Annotated in this window: 17 protein-coding genes; 7 read left to right on the plus strand and 10 right to left on the minus strand. The window is 39.1% G+C overall.

Annotation, left to right across the window (positions count from 1 at the left end; translation table 11 throughout):
- From ACYSN2_RS04955 to ACYSN2_RS04965, 3 genes are all read left to right on the plus strand, one after another.
- Positions 1-2,057, plus strand: a 2,057-nt coding sequence (locus ACYSN2_RS04955) for an invasin domain 3-containing protein (protein WP_461749156.1), incomplete at its 5' end; no start/stop codon positions are given.
- Complete coding sequence (locus ACYSN2_RS04960) at positions 2,058-5,672, plus strand: hypothetical protein (protein ID WP_461749157.1); 3,615 nt, start codon at positions 2,058-2,060, stop codon at positions 5,670-5,672. It begins immediately after the preceding gene.
- 233 nt (positions 5,673-5,905) lie between these two features.
- A complete protein-coding gene (locus ACYSN2_RS04965; protein WP_461749158.1) occupies positions 5,906-7,036 on the plus strand; it encodes a TIGR03364 family FAD-dependent oxidoreductase in 1,131 nt (376 codons plus the stop codon).
- A 277-nt stretch (positions 7,037-7,313) separates the two neighbouring features.
- Here ACYSN2_RS04965 and ACYSN2_RS04970 read toward each other — a convergent pair whose 3' ends face one another.
- The 3 genes from ACYSN2_RS04970 to ACYSN2_RS04980 all read right to left on the minus strand — a co-directional run bounded on the left by ACYSN2_RS04970 (position 7,314) and on the right by ACYSN2_RS04980 (position 12,378).
- Positions 7,314-10,715, minus strand: a complete 3,402-nt coding sequence (locus tag ACYSN2_RS04970) for an AAA family ATPase (protein ID WP_461749159.1) — start codon at positions 10,713-10,715, stop codon at positions 7,314-7,316.
- Positions 10,716-10,723: 8 nt separating this feature from the next.
- Positions 10,724-11,878 carry an exonuclease SbcCD subunit D gene (locus ACYSN2_RS04975; protein ID WP_461749160.1) on the minus strand — a complete coding sequence of 385 codons (1,155 nt, stop codon included), beginning with the start codon at positions 11,876-11,878 and terminating at the stop codon, positions 10,724-10,726.
- Positions 11,879-11,982: 104 nt separating this feature from the next.
- Positions 11,983-12,378, minus strand: coding sequence for a hypothetical protein (locus tag ACYSN2_RS04980; RefSeq protein ID WP_461749161.1), 396 nt, complete (start codon positions 12,376-12,378; stop codon positions 11,983-11,985).
- 242 nt (positions 12,379-12,620) lie between these two features.
- On the opposite strand from ACYSN2_RS04980, the gene ACYSN2_RS04985 reads away from it, so the two are divergent.
- Complete coding sequence (locus ACYSN2_RS04985) at positions 12,621-13,160, plus strand: hypothetical protein (RefSeq protein WP_461749162.1); 540 nt, start codon at positions 12,621-12,623, stop codon at positions 13,158-13,160.
- Positions 13,161-13,275: 115 nt separating this feature from the next.
- Entirely contained in the window at positions 13,276-13,785 is a 510-nt protein-coding gene (locus ACYSN2_RS04990; protein ID WP_461749163.1) for a GNAT family N-acetyltransferase, read from the plus strand.
- Positions 13,786-13,845: 60 nt separating this feature from the next.
- Here the strand turns inward: ACYSN2_RS04990 and ACYSN2_RS04995 are convergent, their stop codons facing one another.
- From ACYSN2_RS04995 to atoD, 6 genes are read right to left on the minus strand one after another with little or no spacing between them, the layout of a single operon-like run.
- Complete coding sequence (locus tag ACYSN2_RS04995) at positions 13,846-15,027, minus strand: acetyl-CoA C-acetyltransferase (protein ID WP_461749164.1); 1,182 nt, start codon at positions 15,025-15,027, stop codon at positions 13,846-13,848.
- Positions 15,028-15,031: 4 nt separating this feature from the next.
- On the minus strand, positions 15,032-15,337 hold the full coding sequence (locus tag ACYSN2_RS05000) for an AtuA-related protein (RefSeq protein ID WP_461749165.1): 306 nt from the start codon (positions 15,335-15,337) through the stop codon (positions 15,032-15,034).
- A 3-nt stretch (positions 15,338-15,340) separates the two neighbouring features.
- Positions 15,341-16,678 (minus strand): acyclic terpene utilization AtuA family protein, encoded by a 1,338-nt coding sequence (locus ACYSN2_RS05005; protein ID WP_461749166.1) that lies wholly within the window; start codon positions 16,676-16,678, stop codon positions 15,341-15,343.
- Positions 16,679-16,715: 37 nt separating this feature from the next.
- Entirely contained in the window at positions 16,716-18,038 is a 1,323-nt protein-coding gene (locus ACYSN2_RS05010; RefSeq protein ID WP_461749167.1) for a CitMHS family transporter, read from the minus strand.
- 20 nt (positions 18,039-18,058) lie between these two features.
- On the minus strand, positions 18,059-18,721 hold the full coding sequence (locus ACYSN2_RS05015) for a 3-oxoacid CoA-transferase subunit B (RefSeq protein WP_461749168.1): 663 nt from the start codon (positions 18,719-18,721) through the stop codon (positions 18,059-18,061).
- Between the two features lie 17 nt (positions 18,722-18,738).
- Positions 18,739-19,389 (minus strand): acetate CoA-transferase subunit alpha, encoded by a 651-nt coding sequence (gene atoD, locus ACYSN2_RS05020; protein ID WP_461749169.1) that lies wholly within the window; start codon positions 19,387-19,389, stop codon positions 18,739-18,741.
- A gap of 158 nt (positions 19,390-19,547) precedes the next feature.
- Here atoD and ACYSN2_RS05025 point away from each other — a divergent pair, with 158 nt between their 5' ends.
- Positions 19,548-20,453: a LysR family transcriptional regulator gene (locus ACYSN2_RS05025; RefSeq protein ID WP_461749170.1), complete on the plus strand. Its 906-nt coding sequence runs from the start codon at positions 19,548-19,550 to the stop codon at positions 20,451-20,453.
- 30 nt (positions 20,454-20,483) lie between these two features.
- Here the strand turns inward: ACYSN2_RS05025 and ACYSN2_RS05030 are convergent, their stop codons facing one another.
- Positions 20,484-21,014, minus strand: coding sequence for a MarR family winged helix-turn-helix transcriptional regulator (locus ACYSN2_RS05030; protein WP_461749171.1), 531 nt, complete (start codon positions 21,012-21,014; stop codon positions 20,484-20,486).
- Between the two features lie 657 nt (positions 21,015-21,671).
- Here ACYSN2_RS05030 and guaD point away from each other — a divergent pair.
- Positions 21,672-23,003, plus strand: a complete 1,332-nt coding sequence (guaD, locus tag ACYSN2_RS05035; protein ID WP_461749172.1) for a guanine deaminase — start codon at positions 21,672-21,674, stop codon at positions 23,001-23,003.
- Positions 23,004-23,035: the final 32 nt, after the last annotated feature.

The raw sequence follows: 23,035 nt of genomic DNA on the forward strand, positions 1-23,035 counted from the left end.
ATACCTTTGAAGTGAAATCAGAGGTAGCGGGTGCAGATACTTTCCACTTCCAAACGAGAGCATATGCATCAGTTGATACAGCACAAATCCGTTATACCGGTGGTGATGGCTTCTTTGATCAAGCATCATCTAGTATTACGGCAGATCCTGTAGAAATTGCTGCAGATGGTGTGATGACTTCAATTGTCACTGTAACTATGTACTACGATGCTGCAGGCCAAAAACCAATTATTGGTTATGAAGGCTTAGAGCTTGTTACAGAAGCGGGTGCTGTAGTAGGGATTGTGGGCGTACCAACGGATCATCAAGATGGACGTTATACCTTTGAAGTGAAATCAGAGGTAGCGGGTGCAGATACTTTCCACTTCCAAACGAGAGCATATGCATCAGTTGATACAGCACAAATCCGTTATACCGGTGGTGATGGCTTCTTTGATCAAGCATCGTCTAGTATTGCGGCAGATCCTGTAGAAATTGCCGCAGATGGTGAGACAATTTCAATTGTCACTGTAACTATGTATTACGATGCCGCAGGTCAAAAACCAATTATTGGTTATGAAGGCTTAGAGCTTGTTTCAGAGGCAGGATTAGTAGGAATTGTGAGTGCACCAACGGATCATCAAGATGGACGTTATACTTTTGAAGTGAAGTCAGAGAAGGTAGGCTTAGATACCTTCCACTTCCAAACGAGAGCATATGCCTCTGATGAACGAGTGACCGTGAAATATCTAGCAGGTGGTGTATTTGATGAAGAGAAGTCTCTGATGACAGCAGTACCACCGGTGATAGATGCTAATGGTATTGATACTTCTATTGTAACAGTCACTCTCTTCTACACTAATGGTGTTCCAATTGAAGGTCATACGCCTCAAACTCTGACTTTAGTATCAGAAAGTGGAGAGCAAATTGGGATTGTTAATCCAGCAGGAACGTTTGAATCGGCTCCAGGAGTATATGAATTTGAAGTGATGTCACTTATTGAAGGTCAAGAGACTTGGAAATTCAAGACTGAGCAACAAACTAGTATAAAACAGGTGGTTATCGATTATTTGAATGCTGAAGATGCACAGTTACTCATTAAACTAACGCCATCGAATGCTCAAGTGAAGATTGGAGATATTGTTCTGATCACTGCGAATATTAAAAATATTGGTAATGTTCCAGCAGACCCAGTGACTATTATTAACAGTCTTCCTGGTGGGTTTAGTTATGTTCCGAACTCTCTCAAAGGAGACCGAGATGATGTCATTACTGTTGCAGGTACTTCACCACTAACGGTTGGTAATATTCAATTACTAACAGGTGAAGAGATGAACCTTCGCTATGTGATAAGAATCGGTGCAGGTGTTAAACCTGGTAATAATACGCTTTATGCAGAAGCTTTCATGGATAAACTCTTTTTAACAAGAGCTATCGAAACACGGAGTATCTCTGTTTCTAACAGAGCATCCGTAGTGCTAAACGTAGATGACAGTGATCCACTCTTTGATGACAGCCTTGTGCTTGGAACGGTATACCACGACAGAAATGGAAATGGAATGCAAGATCCAGGGGAGCCAGGAATTCCTGGAACACGTATCGTGAGTGCAGAAGGGCTCATTATTACAACGGATCAGTTTGGACGTTATCACTTGAAGGATATCAAAGGTGGTAAGTGGGAGCGTGGTAGAAACTATATCTTGAAGGTGGATATTGCATCCTTACCGGAAGGTGTGAAGTTTATTACAGCAAACCCATTGGTCAGACGTATTACCCCAGGGTTACCAACAAGATTTGACTTTGCGGTGCAGTTACCGGAAGAGACGATCTTAGAGGTGAGTGAGGCTTTATTTGTGAACAATCAAGCACGTATGAAACCTGAATATGAACAATACTTAGGACAGATGATTGAATTGATTGAAGCGAATGATATTCAAGTGATTACCATTAAAACGTGGGAGCTTGGGAAGTTATCAGAAGAACGTGAAGCATATTTACAGGAGCTATTAAATAGCAAGCTTAATGATGAAAATCGGATTATTGTGGGAAGTGAGTCACAAGAAGTGGAGGGTATCTAAATGAAAGCACGTATGAAACTTCTTGATTTAAGACTTTTAATGATCCTTGCAGGGTTTGCAGCGCCAGTCGCTGCAGCACCCTTCGCTGGAGGGATTGGGCAAGATAGCATAGGTTGTGCAGAGTCTGTGGTTTGTGCAGGTGATGGTCAGGCGCTGTTTAGTCTTAAACAGCGACCAACTCAAGCAGCAAGTCAAAAGATTATTTCACTACCAAATAATGGGATGATCTGGTTAACAGAAAATCCTAATATGGGGAGCGCTGAACTATCTGTTTCAGCTCCCACCTATGTTCCTTTTTATGATGGTAAGATCATGAAACCTGTCGAGTTTCATGTTCGTTCGAACTACTCTGCATTTGTTTCTAAATATGAAATTTTAATTTATCGGGGCAATGACGTTGACTTAGTTACTCCTGTAGCAATTGTTCCGGTTGATGTGAATGCGATTACTTCTGTGAATTGGTCAGGGGAACTTCCTGAGAATATTCGTTTTAGATTAAATGATGATCTTCGCTATGTTGTTCGAGCGTATGATCGTGAAGGTCATTTTGATGAAACATATGCTAAGGAGATTCGCCTTGTAACCCCTGCGGAAGATGATCGTGGAAATATTGAAATTCGAGATTCTATTTCGAAAATCAAAGGGCAAGTGCTGACACAAGAGGAAGCTTTAACAGATTCTTTAATTGATGCTGTTGTAGGTTCTAATGATCTATATCGTCAAAATATCCCTTTCATAGGTTCACGTATTCGAATCCAAGGAAGTAACCTTCCGGAAGGAGGCGTATATATTGATGGGGAGTCTTATCCTGTCGATCAAGAGAAAAAATTTGAAGCAGACTTTTTAGTCCCATTAGGTGCACGACAGTTTAATGTGGAAGTATCATCACCTTTTGGCGGGAAAATCACACGTACGTTAGAAACTGATATTACGGGTGATTCCTTTTTTATGGTAGGAATTGCTGACTTCACGCTCTATCAGAAAAAGGTGACAGGCGCAGGACAAGAAACAGTACAAGTAGATGATGATGGTAATAGTCAGACGTCAGATCTTTTATCGGATGGGCGCTTAGCATTCTATTTAAAGAGTAGAATGAAAGGGCGTTATACCATTACTGCTCATGCAGATACTAAAGAACGAGAGATTAAACACCTATTTAGAGGATTTGGGCGAGCGTATCCTGAAGATGTCTTTAGATCTTTAGATCCAGATCTTTATTATCCAACCTATGGGGATGATTCAACAGTTTATCGAGATGTCGATACGATGGGGCGTTTCTATGCTAGAGTCGATTGGGATAAAAACCAAGCACTTTGGGGGAACTTTAATACTGGTATTACAGGGACAGAATTTGGAACTTATTCCCGTTCACTCTATGGGGGTGCTGTAGATCTTCGTACGAATGACAATACGATCTATGGAGATACCAAGGGAACATTAAGAATGTTCGGTTCACAAGCTCAATCAGCTCCAGGACATAGTGAGTTCTTAGGAACAGGGGGAAGTCTTTACTATTTAAGACATACACAAGTATTACCTGGTTCTGATAAGGTTCAAGTGAAAGTCGTTGACCCATCAACAGGTTTAACACAAGCACTTATCTTTTTAGAGAGAGGTGTGGATTATGAATTTGATGCGGTGCAAGGTCGATTAATTTTAACAAGACCTCTCTTACAAATTGTCAGCCAGCATAACCCTAGTATTATTACGGAAGGTCCTTTAAATGGATTTGAGCAATATCTTTTAGTGGATTATGAGTTCATCCCATCAGGATTTGATCCAAAAGATGTTACTCGAGGGGGCCGTGGACAATATTGGCTCAATGACCATTTAGCTGTTGGTGTAACTTATGTTGATGAGAGGCAAGCAGGACAGTCCGCTCATGAGATTATGGGTTTTGATACTATTTTAAAAGCAGGTAATGGTACTTATTTGCGAGCAGAATATACCCATACACGTAATGCTGGTGTTCCTACCTTTTACTCAGATAATGGTGGATTGAATTTTACACAAATTGATCGTAATGATGGAAATGACCGTAAAGGTGACGCTTATGCTGTAGAAGGAAGAGTGAATCTTCGTGAGCAAGGAGTTACAGAGAGAGATGTGCAAACCGGTGCTTGGTACAAACGAACCGAGAAAGGTTTTTCAAATGGTTATAGTAGTAATATATCGGGAATGGAAGAGTATGGATTTGAAATATCTGCCGAGCTCAGTGATAACTTCTTAACTTATATTCGTCATTCTGTTGCTAAGCAAGATCAAAATAGTTATAGCCAATCACAAGTATCTGCGGAATATCGATTTGAAAATGATTCCACCATTACGGGAGAATTGAAACAAGTTCAAACTGAAAATAATGGACTTAAAGCGATTGGTAAGCTTGCAGCGGTTCGTTACAGCATGTATGCCACACCTGATTTAGAAGTGTATGGTATTGGTCAGCTCACGATTGATGATGATAATAAGAAGTATGCTAAAAATAATATGGTAACGTTAGGGGCTAGTTATTTCTATGGAGATAACTCTTCTATTAATATCGAAGGCGCAACGGGAACTCGAGGTCATAGTATTTTAGCGGGCTTTGAGCATAAGTTAAATCCCGACCATACGGTGTATGCAAACTATACGTTTGCGAATCAAAAATCAGATTATGATTCTGTATTTAATAATAGCCAAACCGGTTTAACAGTCGGTCAACGCTGGCGTTTAACGGATCGTTTAAATATCTTCAATGAAGTTCAGAGCTTACGAGGAAATAATAACGAAAAAGGCTTAGCGAACACCATTGGCGCTGATTATCTGTTAGATGATGGTTGGAGTACGAATATTACTTTCCAACAATCTCGACTGAAAAGACAGATGAATAGTGATGAAGGCGATGAAAAAGGTACGCGTAATGCCGTCAGTGCTAGTATTTCAAAAACAGATGAAATTATTGAGTACAGTTCAAAGCTTGAATATCGCCGAGATAATGGGATTGATGATCGCCGTCAGTGGTTAACTACGAATCGTATCTCTTATAAGTTTGATGAGAGCTTAAGATTCCAAGGGAAATTTAACTACTCAGAATCTTATGATTATGTTACCCGAACAGAAGATGCGAAGTTTGTGGATAGTGGTATCGGATTTGCGTATCGACCATGGGATAACAATAAGTGGGCGGCATTTGGGCGATATAATTATTACTACGACGATGCGAGTAGCGGTCAAGTAGGTTATGGTTCTGATTACGACCAAAAATCTCATATCTTCTCAATGGAAGGGGTTTATAAGCAAGATGCAAATTGGGAATATGCAGCAAAAGTTGCGTATCGTAAGAGTGATACACGATTTGGATATCTCAATAATACTTGGTTCGATAGCTCAGCACTCTTTGCCGCGGCGCAAGTTCGTTATGATATTTACAATAAGTGGCATGTAATTGGTGAATACCGCGCGCTTAAAGTCAAAGATGGCGGAACGAAGAGCGGGCTATTATTAGGAATTGATAAAGATATTACAGATAACTTTAGAATCGGTGTGGGCTATAACTTCACAGACTTTAGTGATGACTTAACCCAACAAGATTACCGTTTTAAAGGCTTCTATATTAACTTTGTAGGATATTATTAATAAGCAGAGATATAAGTAGCCTCAACAATGCGAATGGTTGAATGGTTGTAATAAATAGAAAAGTTTTAAATTTTTCTATTTATAAATGGCTTATAAACGATTCGTATGAAATAGAGATAAAAAGAGGAATGACTATTAGTAGTCATTCCTCTTTTATTTGGTCGTTACAGAGCTGACATAAATGCTGTGTAGAATTTGCCCATTATTGTTTTTTTAGCAAGGATCAACACATCATGAATCAGTATGATATTGCCATTGTCGGCACCGGAATTATCGGATTAAGTCATGCTTATGCGGCGGCAAAACGGGGTTTGAAAGTCTTAATTTTGGAGCGCAATGAAACGCAAATTGGCGCTTCCATTCGGAACTTTGGTTTTGGCGTTGTCACAGGGCAACAATCGGGAAAAATGCTGCATTTGGCGCAAACAAGCCGAAATATTTGGGGCGAATGGCAGAAAAATGCCGGTATCTCTTTGAAGCGAAAAGGCTCGCTCTTAATTGCTCGTAATGAAGCAGAAAAAGCGGTATTAGAAGCTTTTTCGGAAAGAAAATCGAAGCAACATGGTTACCAAAGTCAGCTTCTTACGGAAGCTGAAAAGAATGCATTATATGATGGGCGATTTGCGAAATTTCCGGCAATTTTGCATGGCGAAGAGGATCAAGTACTCTATTCTCGGGAAGCGATTCCGCAAATTTCGGAATACTTAAAGAGTTTGCCGAATGTCACATTTCAATTTGGAACATTAGTGCGAGATGTGGATGCAGAAACGGGCGAATTGATCACAACAAAAGGCACGTTTTATGCGGAGCAAATCATCATCTGTTCAGGGCATGATTATCAAACACTTTTATCGGAAGAGATGGCGAAATTATCGCCGGTAACCTGCCGTTTGCAGATGCTGAGAGTAAGGCCGAAAGAGAACATTCCGCTTGAACATGCACTATTTACGGGATTAAGTTGTACCCATTATGATGCATTCACAGATCTTCCGGAAACAGAAAAGTTGCGAGCGATGATTGAAGAAAAATATCCGCAATATGTGGAAAATGGCATTCATCTACTCATCACACCAACGCCGTATGGCGATATGATTATTGGCGATTCTCATCATTACGGCGTGACGCATAAACCGTTTAATAGCGAAGAGATTGACGCCATGTTACTGCAATTAGCAGAAGAAACGCTGAATACGCCCTTAGAAGTGATTGAAAGATGGGCAGGGGAATATGGCGCTAGAGGAAACGAACCTTTCAGCATTATTCAGAAAGGCTCAAAAGTAAAAGCGGTATTGATGCGAGTAGGTTTAGGAATGAGTATTGGACCCGCGCTTGGCGAAAGAATCATTGCCGGCATTTATGATTAGAGATCTGTTTAGAGAGATATCGTTCAATTGATTTAAACATTGAAAAGGATCTAAAAAATCCCAAAATATTTCAAAGGAACGCATATAGCTGGCGCAGGATCTTTAGAAGCATGCAAACATTCGAACTAGCCACGAATCAGCCTTAAATCAGCGATGAAGCTAATATTTCATGCAATCTCATTTGCTAAAACCTTCACTATAGAAATCTTACAAATCTTTTTTATAGTGAAGGTTTTATTTTGAAAGTTTGATTTTAAATATCAGTCTTGAAGATGTTTTATAAATCCTGCGTCATCAGCTTCGTTTTACTGAAACCGCCGGCAGTTTTGGTAACTTCGATTCTTGCCGGTAATTTCTGCTTTAACTCTTCCACATGAGAAATAATGCCGATCATTCTGCCGGAAGCTTGAAGATCAATCAGCACATCGAGCGCTTGTTGTAAGGATTCTTCATCAAGAGAACCAAAACCTTCATCAATAAACATCATCCCGATAGAAATGCCGCCTTGATGCGCTTGGATAATATCTGCCATTCCCAAAGATAGACTTAAAGAAGCTTTAAATTTCTCACCGCCGGAAAGGGTTTTCACATCGCGCGCTTCGCCGGTGTACGCATCATAAATATCTAAATCTAAACCGCTCTGTTTGCCGTGAGAAGCAAGGCTTTCGGAACGTGTGAATTCAAACTGTCCATTCGTCATCTTCTGTAAGCGAAGGTTCGCGGCTTCAATCACTTGTTCAAAATATTCAATGAGAATATAGCGCTCAAATGAGAGTTTATGCGCATTATCGCCTTTTAAAAGATCATGAACTTCAATCACTTTTTGTAAGTAATCTCGTTCTTTTTCGAGGTTTTTAGCATTATCTTCAATCTGATTTTGGCTAGACTTTGCAAAATCATAGAGATGTTTCGCTTGAGATTTTGCATCATTGAGCGCTATTAACGTAGCTTCTACTTGTTCTAAAGATGTTTTTAAATTCGCAAGATCTACCGGCGTTTTATCCGTTAATTTCTCTTGTAGAATCGCAATTTGTTGATTGAAACTATCTTGTAATTTCTCAAAATCTTGAATCGTTTCTCGAAGCGCTTTGATCAGGGATGCTTCTAACTTTGATGCCGTAAAACTTGCTTCATCGGCGATCAGTTCGTTCTTATTCTCGCTTCCATTTTCGTGTTCGTGATTGCCGGCATTGTGCTCACTTTTCTTGATAAAACCAGCTTTGATAAGCTCACAATCTAACGTTTTCCGAGCTTCCATACCGGCATGAATGAGTTTTTCTAAAGTGAGTTTTTCTTGTTTCTCTTGGCTTTCTAAAACAGCAACGGCACGCATTTCAGTATCTAATGTTGTTTTTGCCGATTCAAATGCGAGTTTCATCGCCGTAAATGCCGTCTGCTTTTGCTGTAAATTGGCTCTGAATTCGGCAATATCCTGCAATTCTTCAGGAATGGATTCGGTAATACGAGTGATATCAGCGGTTTTAAGGATAAGATTTTTCTCGATTTCTTGCAGTGAAGTTTGAAGAGAATCTAACGCTTTTCGTTCTGTTTCAATGGCGGAATCTTTAGTATGAAGCTCGGTTCTCGCTTTGTTTGCTTTTTGCGATTGCTGATTCGCATGCATTTGCGCATTTTCTACTTCTGCCAACAATGCTTGCGCTTCCGGCAATGATGGATTTTCACAAAATTGTAAAAATGCCGGCATCGATAAGCTTGCAACCGTTGAGATCAGTTTCGCTTCTTCTGAATTGAGGTAGTTTTGAAGCACCGAAATTGCCGATTGCATCATCGGTTCGTGTTTCTGTAAGTCTGCTAAAACCTGCGTAATTTGCGATAACGTATTTTGATATTGCGCTTCTTGTTGTAGATAAGATTGCTGAAGTTCTGTGAAATCATCATTGCGATCGGTGTGATCATTGTGATCGCTGGAGTTTTCGTGATTGCCGGCAATTTGAGTACTTTCTTGAGAAGATTCTTGATGGGAAACTTCTTTCTGAAGATGAAGCGCCGGATGATCTTTACTGCCGCAAACAGGGCAAGGTTCACCTTTTTGGAGATTTTCTGCAAGAAGCTGAGATTGATTCGATAACCAATGTTGATACGCTTCCTGAAATGTGGCTTGCGCTTCTTCTGCTTGGTGCTTTTCCGTTTTGGATTTCTCTTGTAGCACTTCTATACGAGCTTTGAGATCATTCTCTGTTTTCAGTGATCTGACAACTTCCTGTAAAGCTTGCTGTAACTGCGTTAAGGCAAATGCCGGTAATGCTTCTTTTTCTAACACTTTAAGATTATCTTGCAGGATATCTCTTGTTTTTTGTAATGCTTTAAAGCGAGTTTTTTGCGCGAGTTGCGCTTTTTCAGCATCTTGCTGTTGCGCCTGAATGCCGGCAAGCGCTTGTTTCAGAGACGCCAACGATTCCACTTGCGCTTGATTGCTTTCAAGCTGAATAATTTCTGTTTGAAGTGCTAATTTCAGCGGTTCTTTTGCCACTTCTTCGGCATATTTTACTTCTGCTTTTTTGGCGAGCGCTTGGTGTTCTTCAAGTTTTTTAGTGGTTACTTGATGTTTGCTGGAGGCTTCTTTCGCTTCCGTTCGCAAGCGAATCACGGCATCGTGATATTTCTCAATGGGCTGCGCTCTCTCTGCTTGATCTAGGCGGATTTTCTCTGTTTGGATTGTGGTTTCTTCTGTTAAATGGTTTTTCAGTTGCTGTTGAATCATCGATAACTTCGTAAAATCGTCATTAATCGCTTCACCTTGTGCAATCTGCATTTGCAATGTTTTACTAAGCGCCGTTTTTGCCGTGATTTCTGCTTCTGTTTCTTGAGTTTTGGCAAAGTAAAACTCGGCTTCCGCTTCAAGTGCGGTTAAAGCTTGATGTGCATTGATGGAAACAGCTTCAGAAATTTCTCGTTTGCTGGCATTTTGTTCGGCGCTGTTTTCTGCATTTTTTTCTGAATCATCTTCGGAAAGATAGGAGAACAGCAGAGAATCTCGCACCGGTAATTGCGTGAAAAGAGAATGTAAAAGATGCTGTTCTTTGGCGTTTAAGCGAGTGACTTTCTCATTTTGAAGATCTCGTTTTGCTTTGAGTTGTTCCGTGAGTTTTTGATATTTTTCCGTATTGAAAACGGTGCGTAAAATCGCTTCTTTATTATTGGTAGAAGATGTGAGAAACCGCTGATATTCCCCTTGTGGCAACATGACAAGCTGATTGAATTGTGCGCTATTTAAACCAATGAGTTCAGAAACTTTTCGATCGACTTCTGTGGGAATTTGACGATCGACAATATTGATTTCCGAAAAGAGATCGTCATTTTCAAGATCAATTTCATAAATCTCCGCTTTCCCCGGCGTTTGGCTCTTATTGCCGGCTTTTGTATAAGGCAATTGCCGGTAAATACGGTAGGTTTTATCTCGAAGCGAAAAGATCAGTTCGGCAGAAGTTGGCTCAGAATCAGAAGCAAAATCACTGCGGAGCGATGCCGGATCTTTACGATCTTCCCCGCTTGCACTGCCAAATAGCGCATAAGAAATCCCATCAAAAATAGAGGTTTTACCGGCGCCGGTATTGCCGGAAATCACGAACAGATCGTAAGGTTGAAGCTTTTGGAAATCGATAATTTCTTGATCTTGATACGGACCAAATGCCGTTAATGTGAGTTTTAAAGGGCGCATATATTCTCCTATTGTTCCGTATCGAGCATGGATGAGAGCGATTCTTTGAAAATCTTCAAGGTTTCCGCATCAGGATCTCGCTCTGTGAGCGCTTCATAGAATCCTTTAAAGAGTGAAAGATCATCATTTTTGGCAATCTCTTTTAACCGATTTTGATCTTCTTTTAGGGTTCTCGTTTTTTGCAGATCTCGGCGAATATGCATCACGTTTGGAAAGACGGTTCGAAGCTGTTCCATCGGTTGCAATACCGGCGTTTCATCGAGTAATGTGACGAAAATAAAATCTTCACTTTTCGGCAATAAGAGTAGTTCCTTGATGGTGCCTTTCACTTCTCGCAGATCTCGCTTTGGCGTAAAACTCACTTTCTCAATGGCAATGGGCGCGGTTTTTTCATGAAGTTCCACTTCTAACACACATTTTTTGTGATGAACTTCAGACAGGGAATATTTCAGAAGCGAACCGGAATAGCGAATGGAATCATTTTTAATAGAATGTGCTTGATGCAGATGCCCGAGCGCAACGTAATCAAAATCCTCGAAATAATCGGCAGAGATATATTCAGAACCGCCGATAGAGAGCGGTCTTTCAGAATCTGACGTAAGTTTTTCCGGCGTAGAAGAGTGAATCACAAACGCATGAAGTACCAGCACATTACGAGCTTTTTGATCAAGGTTTTTAGCAATTTCATGTAATAAAGCTTTAAACGCATCATCGTGGCTAAGAATCGAAGGATTTTTAAAATAAGCACGCACTTCGGCAGGTTCCACATAAGGAATCGTGTAGATATTCACATCGCCATATTGATCTTGAAAATGAATCGGCGAAAACGCTTGGGAAAGCTCAGTAATGAGATGGCAATTGCGATTTTGTAAAAAGGCACTGCCAAAGCCTAAACGCTTCGGGCTATCGTGATTGCCGCTAATGGCAATAATGGGAATTTCAAGCTCTAAAGCGACCCGATTAAGGAACTGATCAAAGAGCGCAATGGCTTCCACCGGCGGAATAGCACGATCATAAATATCGCCGGCAATGATGATGAGATCGGGAGATTCCGCTTCGATATATGCCATTAATTGATCAAGCAGATGCGCCTGATCTTCCGTCATATAGATTCCATGAATCAATTTTCCTAAATGCCAATCAGCAGTATGCAGAATCTTCACAATAAGCTCCTATCAACGGTTCGTTTATTATTTTGAAAGAACTATCTTACCGAAGTTAAGCGCAAAAAGGGATTTGGTTTGAAGGAAATTATTCGAGGAATGTTTTATTTTTTCATGATGTTGAAAACGATGAATTGAATTGTAAAAACATAAAGAAACAGAACACTAAAAATAGCAAGAAAGATAAAAAAAGCTTCTATCTTGTTTACCTGATTGACCAACATAAGCATTAAAATAAATAATGAGATTACGCCACTGATTATTGCACCATACTTCGTTAAGTCTTTAAGAGTATTAGCTTCATATACTGATGCGGCGATAATAAGGCTTATAATAGAGAAAAAAATAACGCTGATAACTATGAAAGGAATCATCACATACCAAAGAGCTGATGGTTCCGACAGCAAGAAATATAAGAGAATCAAGCCGGAAATACCTACGTATAAAAATGAGTGTCCAAAATAATGTGAAAACGGCTTCTTTTGTACTTGTTTGCTCATATTCAAACTCCTTTACTTTAATTCGGCAGATATCACAGCTCCAAGATGTTCAGAAAGCTCTAAAAAAAGAATTGTTATAAATCATTAATCTATCATTAGGAGATACTTAAATAGATGATTAATATCTATTATTTTAATAATATTTTCTTAAATAACTGTCAATCATTAAGGTTTCCTTTTACACTGATAGCACTATAAAATTCATCTATTTTGGTTAAATCATGACGTAAAAGGAGTTCATTATGACAAACCAAGGAAATCAGGTATATCAAGGGAATCAGCGAGGACGGATTACGTTAACGTTTTTCTATTTGTTTGATCTTCTTGCATTAGTTACATTTATTGTAGGATATTTTGTCCTAAATGCATTGGTTGCAGATAACGTGCAAGATGCAATCCAAATTAGCAAAATTGTGCCATTTTCTGTTATGACATTTTCGGCGGTATTGCCACTGGGATTGATCTTAGGATTTTGGATGAGCGGTTTTGGAAGCGGTGCTTTAGATAGCGGATTTAGAATGGCAGCTGTGCGCCGAGGATTTATTTTAACGTTTATCTATTTATTAGTGTTGATCGGGTTAGTGCTCGTCATTGATGAACCGATTGCAAATATGCTTGGATTACGTGCTTTCTCTTATAAATTACTCATCGCTGCGCCAATTGGTGCTGTTTTAGGTGCGATTTATGCGTATATCTGTGCAATTGTGACTGGGAAATTCTCTAACGTTGCGAAAAGATATGATTCAAGACCGCATGATGAGCGAGTGGAAGAGCCAAATTAAAGAATTTAACGATATTTCTGCGCAATCATGGTACAAGAGTTGTCGCTGTGAGATTCAATCTTAAAATAGTACGATAGAATATGATTCCATAAATATCGGATGAACAGGAAGATTGATGATGAGCAAGATTGCAGAAAATAGTTTTGTAAACGCTTCGAATGAAGCGTTTTCTTTTGTCTTAAAAAAGTTGGAAGCAGTTGCAGAAAAAGAAACTGCCGGAAAAGTTGTTTATGCAGGGCTAGAGCAGAGTAATGCGCTTGCCGGCAAAACGTTATACACCAATAGTGAAGCGGAAGAAATCGCATTTCTATCAGAAGTGAGCGAGCTTTACGGCATTTTTGAGTCAGAAAATGAATCAGAACTCATTGCTGTACTTGCTGTGGAAGAAGATTCTATTGAGCGAATTGCCGTCATCAAAGAGAAACAACACCGAGGCATCGGCAGTGCGCTTCTCTATTTTGCACACGAAGTTTTAAATGCCGAATATGCCGATGTTTATGCAGATAATGTGCCGGCATTACGATTCTTCGAGCATTGTGGGTTATCGATGTTTGATGAAACAGAGCCAGAAGCCGGCGATTTAATGGCGGAAAGCCCGCATAAAGTGATTCATTTGATGTACTAAAATAAAAAAGTCCTATAACCAGATTCAATAGTTATAGGACTTTTAAAATAATTTAAAAACTTAGTTCATTCTCTCAATAACCATTGCTATTCCTTGCCCTCCGCCAATACATAAAGTGGCAAGACCAAGAGTTTTATCGTGAGCTTTTAGGTTATGTAATAACGTTACGAGAATTCGAGCACCACTCGCACCGATAGGATGACCTAAAGCAATGGCGCCACCATTGATATTAGTTTTATCCATATCTAAATTTAATTCACGCCCAACTGCTAAAAATTGCGCCGCAAAGGCTTCATTAGCTTCGATAAGATCAATATCATTCAGCGTAAGATTAGCTTTTAATAATGCTTGTTGAGTAGCAGGAACAGGACCCATTCCCATGAATGCTGGATCAACTCCTGCACTTGCGTAGCTCACGATACGAGCTAAGGGAGTAAGTCCTAGCGCCTTCGCTTTATCTTCACTCATTAATACTAATGCGGCAGCACCATCATTAATACCGGACGCATTTCCTGCTGTAATAGTGCCATCAGGTTTAAAAGCCGGTCTAAGTTTGCTTAAATCATCGGAAGTCGCATCTGCTTTTGGATACTCATCTTTTGAAAAGATAGTATCTCCTTTACGGCTTTTAATGAGCACAGGGGTGATTTCAGAATCGAACAAGTTATTAGCAACAGCTTTAGAGGCTAATTGTTGGGATCTTAATGAATATGCATCTTGCTCTTGGCGAGTAATACCATATTTTTCGGCAATATTTTCAGCAGTGATTCCCATGTGATAATGATTGGTAGCACAAGTTAAACCATCGTGGATTAGAGTATCGATCACTTCCTGGTTGCCAAGACGATATCCCCAACGAGCTTTTGGAAGTAAGTAGGGCGCTTGGCTCATATTTTCTGAACCTCCAGCCACAATAATATTAGAATCGCCAGCTTTAATTGCTTGAGCAGCAAGTGCTACAGCTTTTAAGCCTGAACCACAAACTTTATTGACCGTAAATGCCGGTGTTTCCATAGGAATACCAGCTTTTAATGCCATTTGTCTTGAAGGATTTTGCCCAAGACCTGCCTGTAGCACATTTCCCATGATGACTTCATCAATAGTATTTGCATCTAATCCAGCTCGCTCTAGAGCTGAGTTTAGAACTGTTTGACCAAGTGTTATAGCATTAACGGATGATAGTGCGCCATTAAATGCACCAATGGCAGTTCGCGTTGCGCTAACAATAACGATATTTTTCATATAATTACTCCTTAATCTCCATATCTAATATGGCGGAGCTCAGACCTTTTCCATGCATATCTAACGCTAAGGTGCGAGTTACGCCACCGCCTAGAGCATCATACATCACAAAATTAAGAGCACCGATTAAGGGGAGTTCATAACGGATAATATCGCCTTTGACACTATCAGAGAATAGAGCTTTAACTTGCTCTGTAGTAACATGTTTTTTTAATAAATCGTAGTCTTTTATATCGTAAGCAATGAGCGATATGTTTGATATATTACCTTTATCACCAGTACGTGAATGTGCTATTTCTCTTATTTTCATATCTTAAATCTCCAAGTAACTTACATGTAATTTTGCTAAATTCCTAGGCATTTTAGTAGAATCCATGGCTATGATTTCTTTAACACTTTTAAAAGCACCTCCACCACCAGCAGGACCATTGGTATAAAGTGTTTCTACTTCATTACCAATAATAGATGCTTGTTTTTTAGTATCAAAGCGACCAGCAACACGAACTCTTACTTCATAAGGCTCAGAATGATTGGATAAGGTTGATCCGTGAAGAGCATTGACACCGATGAGATCGAATCGTAATTCTTGAGCTTGAAGATTAATTAATTCAAAACGTTCTTTGACGATTTCAAGAGCTAGATTTCCTCTATTAACGGCGCCAGGACCGGCATAGGAGATTTCACCCTCTCCAATGAAGCCGTCTTCATAGCCGACAGACACTTTTAATGTTGCAGGTTTTTCTGTGCCGGTAGCACCAGTTACTAGTACTTGGTCTTTTCCGATTTGTGTGAATGTAACATGAGAGAAGTCGGCGGTGACATCAGGAGTTTTATATTCGGAAGGGTCATGAATTTCATAAAGCAGTTGCTCTTTACAGGTATCGATATTGACGATACCGCCTGAGCCTTCAACTTTTGTAATAATAGCATCACCATTTGAGCTGACTTCTGCAATAGGGAATCCAAGTCTTGCTAAGTTAGGGACATCTCTAAAACCAGGATCTGCAAAATATCCACCCGTAATTTGACCACCACATTCTAATAAATGCCCAATCAATGTACCTTTTCCTAGGTTTTTCCAATCATCTGCTTGCCAACCAAATTCGTACATCATAATGGATAAAAATAGAGAGGGGTCCGCTACCCGACCAGCAATTACTATGTCTGCATTTTGAACGAGAGCCTCAACAATTGGGGTAGCACCAATGTAAGCGTTGGCAGAAATAATGTTTTTCCCAGATTCAGAAATTTTACATTTTTGTTCATCTAATACGTAATCATTTTTCATGACAATGTTATATACATCATCACCTTCTATGATAGCTATTTTCAACTGTTCGGCACCTATTGATTGAGCTATTTTAAGCGTTAATTCGGCAGCTGACTTTGGATTTGCGGACCCCATATTAGTAATAATTTTAATCCCTTTTTCTAGGCAAGTAGGAAGAACTGCACGGATTCTTTCCTCTAATAGTTCATTAAAGCCAGAATTAGGATCATGTTTTTTCTGTCGTTGACCAATGGCAATTGTACGCTCAGCTAAGCATTCAAATACCAAGTATTGAATATTTCCTTTTTTTACTAATTCGATAGCAGGTTCAATTCGATCACCTGCGTAGCCTGCACCACAACCAATTCTAATTTTTTTCATAGAGATATATTCCTTGCCTTAAGTTGATGTTATTAATTTATATAGGATAGACACCAAATATGATGCTTGTGAAAGACATAACGATTGATGCAGCCCATAAAAATAAAAATGTGAACTTCTGGTGCTCTGCTAAATCAATACCTGCCAAGCCTACTAATAGGAAGGTTGCAGGTGTTAATGGGCTGACAGGAAATCCAGTTGTCATTTGACCAAGTATTGCTGCTTGTCCCATTTGTATTGCCGGAACACCTAAATCAGCACCTGCTGATGAAAGAACAGGAAGAACTCCAAAATAAAAAGAGTCTGGATCAAAGACAATACTGAGGGGCATTGAAATAAGGCTTAAAACAAAAGGGAAATGAGATGCAAAGGAGTGAGGGACATTATTTGCGAGATAATCCGCCATGGAAGTCAGCATTCCTGAGTCTTTCATGATTCCTGTAAATATCCCTGCCGCAAATAAGATAGTTGCCATCATTAATGCTGATTTTGCATGAGCATCAATTCTTGCTTTTTGTTGATCTATTTTTGGATAGTTAATTAAAAGAGCAGCAATCGTACCAATCATGAAACATAAAACGGGCTGCACAATACCAGAAATCATTGTTCCTAGAACTAAAAGAACTAAAATAACGTTAATAATAAAAAACTTAGGGCGACGAAGCACTTTTTCTTCTTCCGTAAGTTCCTTGATATACATTGAAATTGTGGGATCTGAGCTAGAAAGAGAGACTCCTCCAATTAGACCTAATCTTTTAGCTTCCCTTTTCCCTAAGACCCATGAGCATATATAGATAAATATTAATCCGCTAACCATCGCTGGAATCATCGGAGTAAATAATTCCATGACGGGAATTTGCAAAGAAGCAGCTGCTCGTAATGTAGGACCTCCCCATGGCAACATATTACAGACGCCGGCACCCATAGCTACAGCGCAGGCTAAAATCCTTGGGTCCATTTTCAGTCGCTTATATAGAGGAAGCATTGCTGGTACTGTTACTAAGAATGTGACAGCGCCGGAGCCATCTAAATGTACGATTGAGGCAAGAATTGCAGTTCCAAGTACTATTTTTGCTGGGTTGAGACCTACAAATTTAAGAATTTTATCTATAATAGGATCTAACATTCCTGCATCAGTTAATATGCCAAAAAAGATAATTGCAAATACAAACATACCGACGACGGGTGCGATAGTTTTAATACCATTAATAGCAAATTGATTGATATCGCCTATTGGGAAACCGGCAAGTAGCGCCATTATTACGGGAATGATAATTAGTGCAGACATTGCTGACATACGTTTAGTCATAATTGCAACTAAGACTAATATTATTGTTAATAAGCCAAATAAAGCTGTCATTTAGACCTCCTTTGCTTTAGTTAAACTGCTAGAGACATCTCTTTAAAATTATCGGAAATGATAAAATCAGCGGATGTATTGTTTTTTATGGTTTGTAGATCTACACCTGGAGCGTGTTCTTTTAGAATGAGTTGTTGTTTATTTTCAGAAAACTCAAAAACAGCTAATTCTGTGACAATAAGGTGAACTTTTGCTTTTGCTGTTAAGGGGAGGGTGCATTTGGAAAGTATTTTAGGCGTGCCTGCTTTTGTACAGTGTTCCATACCAATAATGACTTTTTTTGCACCACTAACTAAATCCATTGCGCCCCCCATTCCCGGAACCATTTTTCCAGGAACCATCCAGTTAGCTAGATTTGCGTGTTGATCTACTTCTAATCCTCCTAAGACACAAGCATCAACATGTCCACCTCGTATCAGAGCGAAGGAAAAAGCACTATCAAATGTTGATCCCCCATCTATAATTCCACAGGGTTGCCCTCCGGCATTTACGAGGTTTTGGTTTTCATTATTGGGATCAAGAGCGGATAAGCCTAAGAAGCCATTTTCAGATTGTAGGGTTAAGTGCACATCTTGAGGAATATAATTTGCAACTAAGGTTGGCAATCCAATTCCAAGGTTAACAACATCCCCATTTTTGAATTCCATGGCAATACGGCGAGCAATAATTTCTTTAGCATTCATAGTAAAATCTCCTGAGTTTATGGATAGACGATATAGTCGATGAGCGTAGCCGGCGTCATTACAGCATCAGGCTCTATGGCTCCAACAGGAACAATTTGATCTACTTCTGCGATAACAGTATCAGCAGCTAGAGCGATTAAAGGATTAAAGTTTTTAGCCGAAAGTTCATAGATAAGGTTTCCAACTTCATCAGATTTTTGAGCATGAATAATAGCTAGATCAGCCTTTAAAGGGAGCTCAAGAAGATATTCTTGATTATCAATAGTAAGTTTTTGTTTACCTTCTTCTACAATAGTACCGATACCAGTGGGAGTTAAAATTCCACCAAGACCTGCGCCACCGCAGCGAATTCTTTCTGCGAGAGTTCCTTGCGGTACCAATTCAACGTTAATTTCCCCGGCGATCATTTTTTTTCCTGTCTCCGGATTAGTACCAATATGGGAAGTGATAACTTTTTTGACTCTATCGTTTTTAATTAATAAGCCTATGCCACTATCGGGAAAAGCTGTGTCATTACCAATAATTGTGAGATCTTTTATTTTTGAATCTAAAATGGCTTGGATTAATCTAGGGGGAGTGCCAACCCCCATAAATCCACCGAACATAATGCTCATACCGTCTTTTAATAGAGAGCTTATATCTTGCATTTCTATTTTTTTATTTATCATATTTACCCCTAATTCTTAACCACTTACGCAGTTATAGATTTATTCACGGAAAAAATCATGCATATATAATAAAAAATATTAGATAACATATTAATATAATGCTACTAGTAGATTGTTATACCGTGTATAAGTCTTGCTTATAGGGAGTTGAAAGCATTATGGAAATTAAACAAATGAGGTATTTTTTAGAAATAGTTCGTTGTGATTATAATTTATCTAAAGCTGCTAAAAAGCTTTACATCTCGCAACCCTCATTGAGCCAACTTATTAAGTCTATTGAAGAGAAAGAAGGAATCCTGTTATTCGATAGATATGGAGGAAGATTACAAAAACTAACGAATGCGGGAGAGATATATTATGAATACATCTCAAAAATTGTTGGAGAATATGATGATATGTTGATGGCTGTGAGGCATGGTTACAGCCAATTAAAGGGGAAAATAAAAATAGGAATTCCTCCTTTAGTGCAAAGCGCTATTTTTGCAGATGTTTTAGCGAATTTAATTATAGTTCATCCAGAATTGGATATAGAGATTATTGAAAAGGGTGCCTATGAGTTGCAAAATATTTTCATATCTAATGAATTAGATATCGTATTTTTGCTAGATCCAAGCAATATAAACCCTGACATCATTGAAGAGCATTTTATTGTTGAAAATGAGTTAACCGCTTTTGTTAATGAAAATCATCCGCTTGCTATGAAGGATAAGATAGATTGGACTGATTTAAATGACACGTTAATGGCAACGTTAGATTCAACCTTTATGGTACAGAGAAAAATTCAAAAAAAGCTTGATGAATATAAAGTGCATGCTAAAAAAACAGTAGTATCTGGTTCTTGGGATTTTTTAATAGTGATGGTAAGTAACTCATCTTTTGTAACTATTTTACCGGCGCCTATTGCAAGTTTTTATACACATAAAGGAATTGTTCAAAAACATTTTAAAGATCCTATTTCTTGGCGAATCATAATGTGTCGTCCCATTCGGACTAAATATTCTTTTGTCGCTAATTATGTTTATGAGTATTTGAAAAAATATTTTGATAGTGTAGATAAAAATTAAATGTTACAAAGGAATGGTTCTTGAGGGTAATCATTTTGATTGTTCAATAGGAAGTAAAATTTTCTTTAAAAGTGCGGATAATTGCGCTTGTTCTTCATGTGAAAGATTTGCTACCAATTCATTTTCTAACGCCAAATGCGTAGGCGCAACTTTGTCGATAAGCGCTTTGCCTTTAGACGTGAGAATGACAATCACACCTCGGCGATCGTTAGGATCAGGAATTCTTGCAATGAGATTCTTGGCTTCAAGGCGCGTCATTCGATTGGATAAACCGCCGGAAGAGACGATGATTAGCTCTTGAATTTTTCTCGGCGTTAATTGCTCGGAAACTTCTCTTCGAAGCACAGCGAGTAGATCAAAATCGCCAATGGAAAGATCATATTTCGCAAAGTTCTGTTCACTTTGAAGCTGAATAAACGCATTTAAGCGAACAATTCTGCCGATAATTTCTGTGCCCATATAGTTTGTTGCCGGCAAATCGGTTTTTTGCCATTTCTGAATAATCGTATCAATTAAATCAGAGGTGCATTCGGGCGTTGTATGAGATGTTTTTTTCGGCATAACGGCACTTCAAGTCGGGAAATGGAAGATGATCGTGAATCTTCTTGTCGACTTTACGCAGTTTTTCATGAAATTTCAATTCAAAGAGGGCTAGGACTGTGAGATATGTAGATGAAAAAAATCAGCATAAAAGTATTGTTTATAAACAGAGCAAAAAATAATTGATAGATGTTTGGGTATGGAAATCTAAAAAAGGATATTGCTGGCACTGGATATTTAGAAGGATGCAAACATTTGAATCAGCGATATTGCAACTTTTGTTGCGCCATTACTCATTTTTAAATCGATTTTACGTAACCACCCAATAGATACACTGAAAAATAACCCAAGAATAAGTGAAAGAGTTATTCGACTTTTCGTAGAAATATGATATCTTCCTGAAAAGTATCTTTCCATAAAGATACTTTTAAAAGATTGAATATCGTCATTGTGATTTAAAACTTTAAAACGGATTAACAGTGCTGGCACGGGATTTGTAGAAGAATGCAAGTATTCGATCCGGCGCTGAATCAGCTCTATTTGTTCATTGAACTTTTAAACTAATTTCACTATTCACTATTCACTATTCACGATATATGGAAATCTATCTAAATAATTAAAATGAGATAGAACAGAATCACATCATAAGAATCAAATCATATTTAAAGGAAAAACCTCATGCCGGCAATAGAAACGATTGCAATTCCTACTAAAACAGCGATTCGTGGCGCAATGTTATCGTTTACGAAAGATCCTTTCTTCTATCCTGTGGAAGAGTGTTTTTGGTATGAATCTGATGCGATTATTGTGATGGAATCAGGCAAGATTACGGCAGTAGGAACGGCAAAAAAACTACTTCCAAGGCTTGGTGATATGCCGGTAACGCAATATCATAATAGTTTAATCATGCCGGGATTTATTGATAGCCATGTGCATTATCCGCAAACGCAGATTATCGCTTCTTACGGCGAACAGCTCATTGATTGGCTCAATAATTACACCTTTATTGCCGAGCAAAATTTCAAAGATCGATCCCATGCTGATGAAGTGGCGGAAGTTTTTCTGCGAGAACAACGCCGAAACGGTGTGACATCTTCAACCGTGTTTTGTACGGTATTTCCGGAATCTGTGGAGGCGATTTTTGCAGAAGCTGAGAAATACAATATGCGCATTATGGCAGGAAAAGTCTGTATGGATCGCAATGCGCCGGAAGCGTTGTTAGATACGCCGGAGAAAGCGTATGACGAATCGAAAGCGCTCATCGAAAAATGGCATAAAAGAGGTCGTGCGGAATATGTGATTACGCCGAGATTTGTGCCAACTTCAACTCGTGAACAGCTAGAAATGGTGGGCGCTTTAGCAACGGAGTTTTCCGATACCTTGATTCAATCTCATGTTTCAGAAAATATTGCCGAGATCGCTTGGGTGAAAGAGCTTTTCCCTGAATCTATTGATTATACCGATGTGTATGATCGTTATAATTTACTGCGTGAACGGGCGATTTATGGTCATGGCGTGCATTTAACAGAGCGGGAATTTCATGTGTTAAATGAAAGAGGCGCAGCGGTTGCTCATTGCCCGACTTCTAACTTTTTCTTAGGATCTGGCGCGTTTAATGTGCATCATGCGAAGAAGAGCGATCGCCCGATTAAAGTGGGATTAGGAACGGATTTAGGCGCCGGTACAAGTTTCTCCATCTTGCAAACCATGAATGAAGCGTATAAAGCAGCGCAGATGAATGGTGCGCCATATTCTTCTTTCCATACATTCTATTTAGCAACGAAAGGCACGGCAGAAGCGTTGTCGATTGCCGATAAAGTCGGTGCCATTGAAGTGGGAATGGAGGCGGATTTAGTGGTTTTAAATCTACAATCCACGCCAATTATTGAATATCGTATGAAATATTCCGAAAGTTTAGAAGAAATGCTCTTCATTCAGATGACATTAGGTGATGATCGTGCCATTGCGGCAACCTATATTGCCGGCAAAGAAGTTTATCGGTCTGAATAATGAGGGAACACGAGTAATAATGAGGAAGAAGA

The sequence above is a fragment of the Ignatzschineria sp. LJL83 genome, assembly GCF_054871845.1.

Coding starts and splice junctions, on each gene's coding strand:
- ACYSN2_RS04960 (WP_461749157.1), top strand. CDS start 2,058: ATGAAAGCACGTATGAAACTTCTTGATTTAAGACTTTTAATGATCCTT.
- ACYSN2_RS04965 (WP_461749158.1), top strand. CDS start 5,906: ATGAATCAGTATGATATTGCCATTGTCGGCACCGGAATTATCGGATTA.
- ACYSN2_RS04970 (WP_461749159.1), bottom strand. CDS start 10,715: ATGCGCCCTTTAAAACTCACATTAACGGCATTTGGTCCGTATCAAGAT.
- ACYSN2_RS04980 (WP_461749161.1), bottom strand. CDS start 12,378: ATGAGCAAACAAGTACAAAAGAAGCCGTTTTCACATTATTTTGGACAC.
- ACYSN2_RS04985 (WP_461749162.1), top strand. CDS start 12,621: ATGACAAACCAAGGAAATCAGGTATATCAAGGGAATCAGCGAGGACGG.
- ACYSN2_RS04990 (WP_461749163.1), top strand. CDS start 13,276: ATGATGAGCAAGATTGCAGAAAATAGTTTTGTAAACGCTTCGAATGAA.
- ACYSN2_RS04995 (WP_461749164.1), bottom strand. CDS start 15,027: ATGAAAAATATCGTTATTGTTAGCGCAACGCGAACTGCCATTGGTGCA.
- ACYSN2_RS05000 (WP_461749165.1), bottom strand. CDS start 15,337: ATGAAAATAAGAGAAATAGCACATTCACGTACTGGTGATAAAGGTAAT.
- ACYSN2_RS05005 (WP_461749166.1), bottom strand. CDS start 16,678: ATGAAAAAAATTAGAATTGGTTGTGGTGCAGGCTACGCAGGTGATCGA.
- ACYSN2_RS05010 (WP_461749167.1), bottom strand. CDS start 18,038: ATGACAGCTTTATTTGGCTTATTAACAATAATATTAGTCTTAGTTGCA.
- ACYSN2_RS05015 (WP_461749168.1), bottom strand. CDS start 18,721: ATGAATGCTAAAGAAATTATTGCTCGCCGTATTGCCATGGAATTCAAA.
- atoD (WP_461749169.1), bottom strand. CDS start 19,389: ATGATAAATAAAAAAATAGAAATGCAAGATATAAGCTCTCTATTAAAA.
- ACYSN2_RS05025 (WP_461749170.1), top strand. CDS start 19,548: ATGGAAATTAAACAAATGAGGTATTTTTTAGAAATAGTTCGTTGTGAT.
- ACYSN2_RS05030 (WP_461749171.1), bottom strand. CDS start 21,014: ATGCCGAAAAAAACATCTCATACAACGCCCGAATGCACCTCTGATTTA.
- guaD (WP_461749172.1), top strand. CDS start 21,672: ATGCCGGCAATAGAAACGATTGCAATTCCTACTAAAACAGCGATTCGT.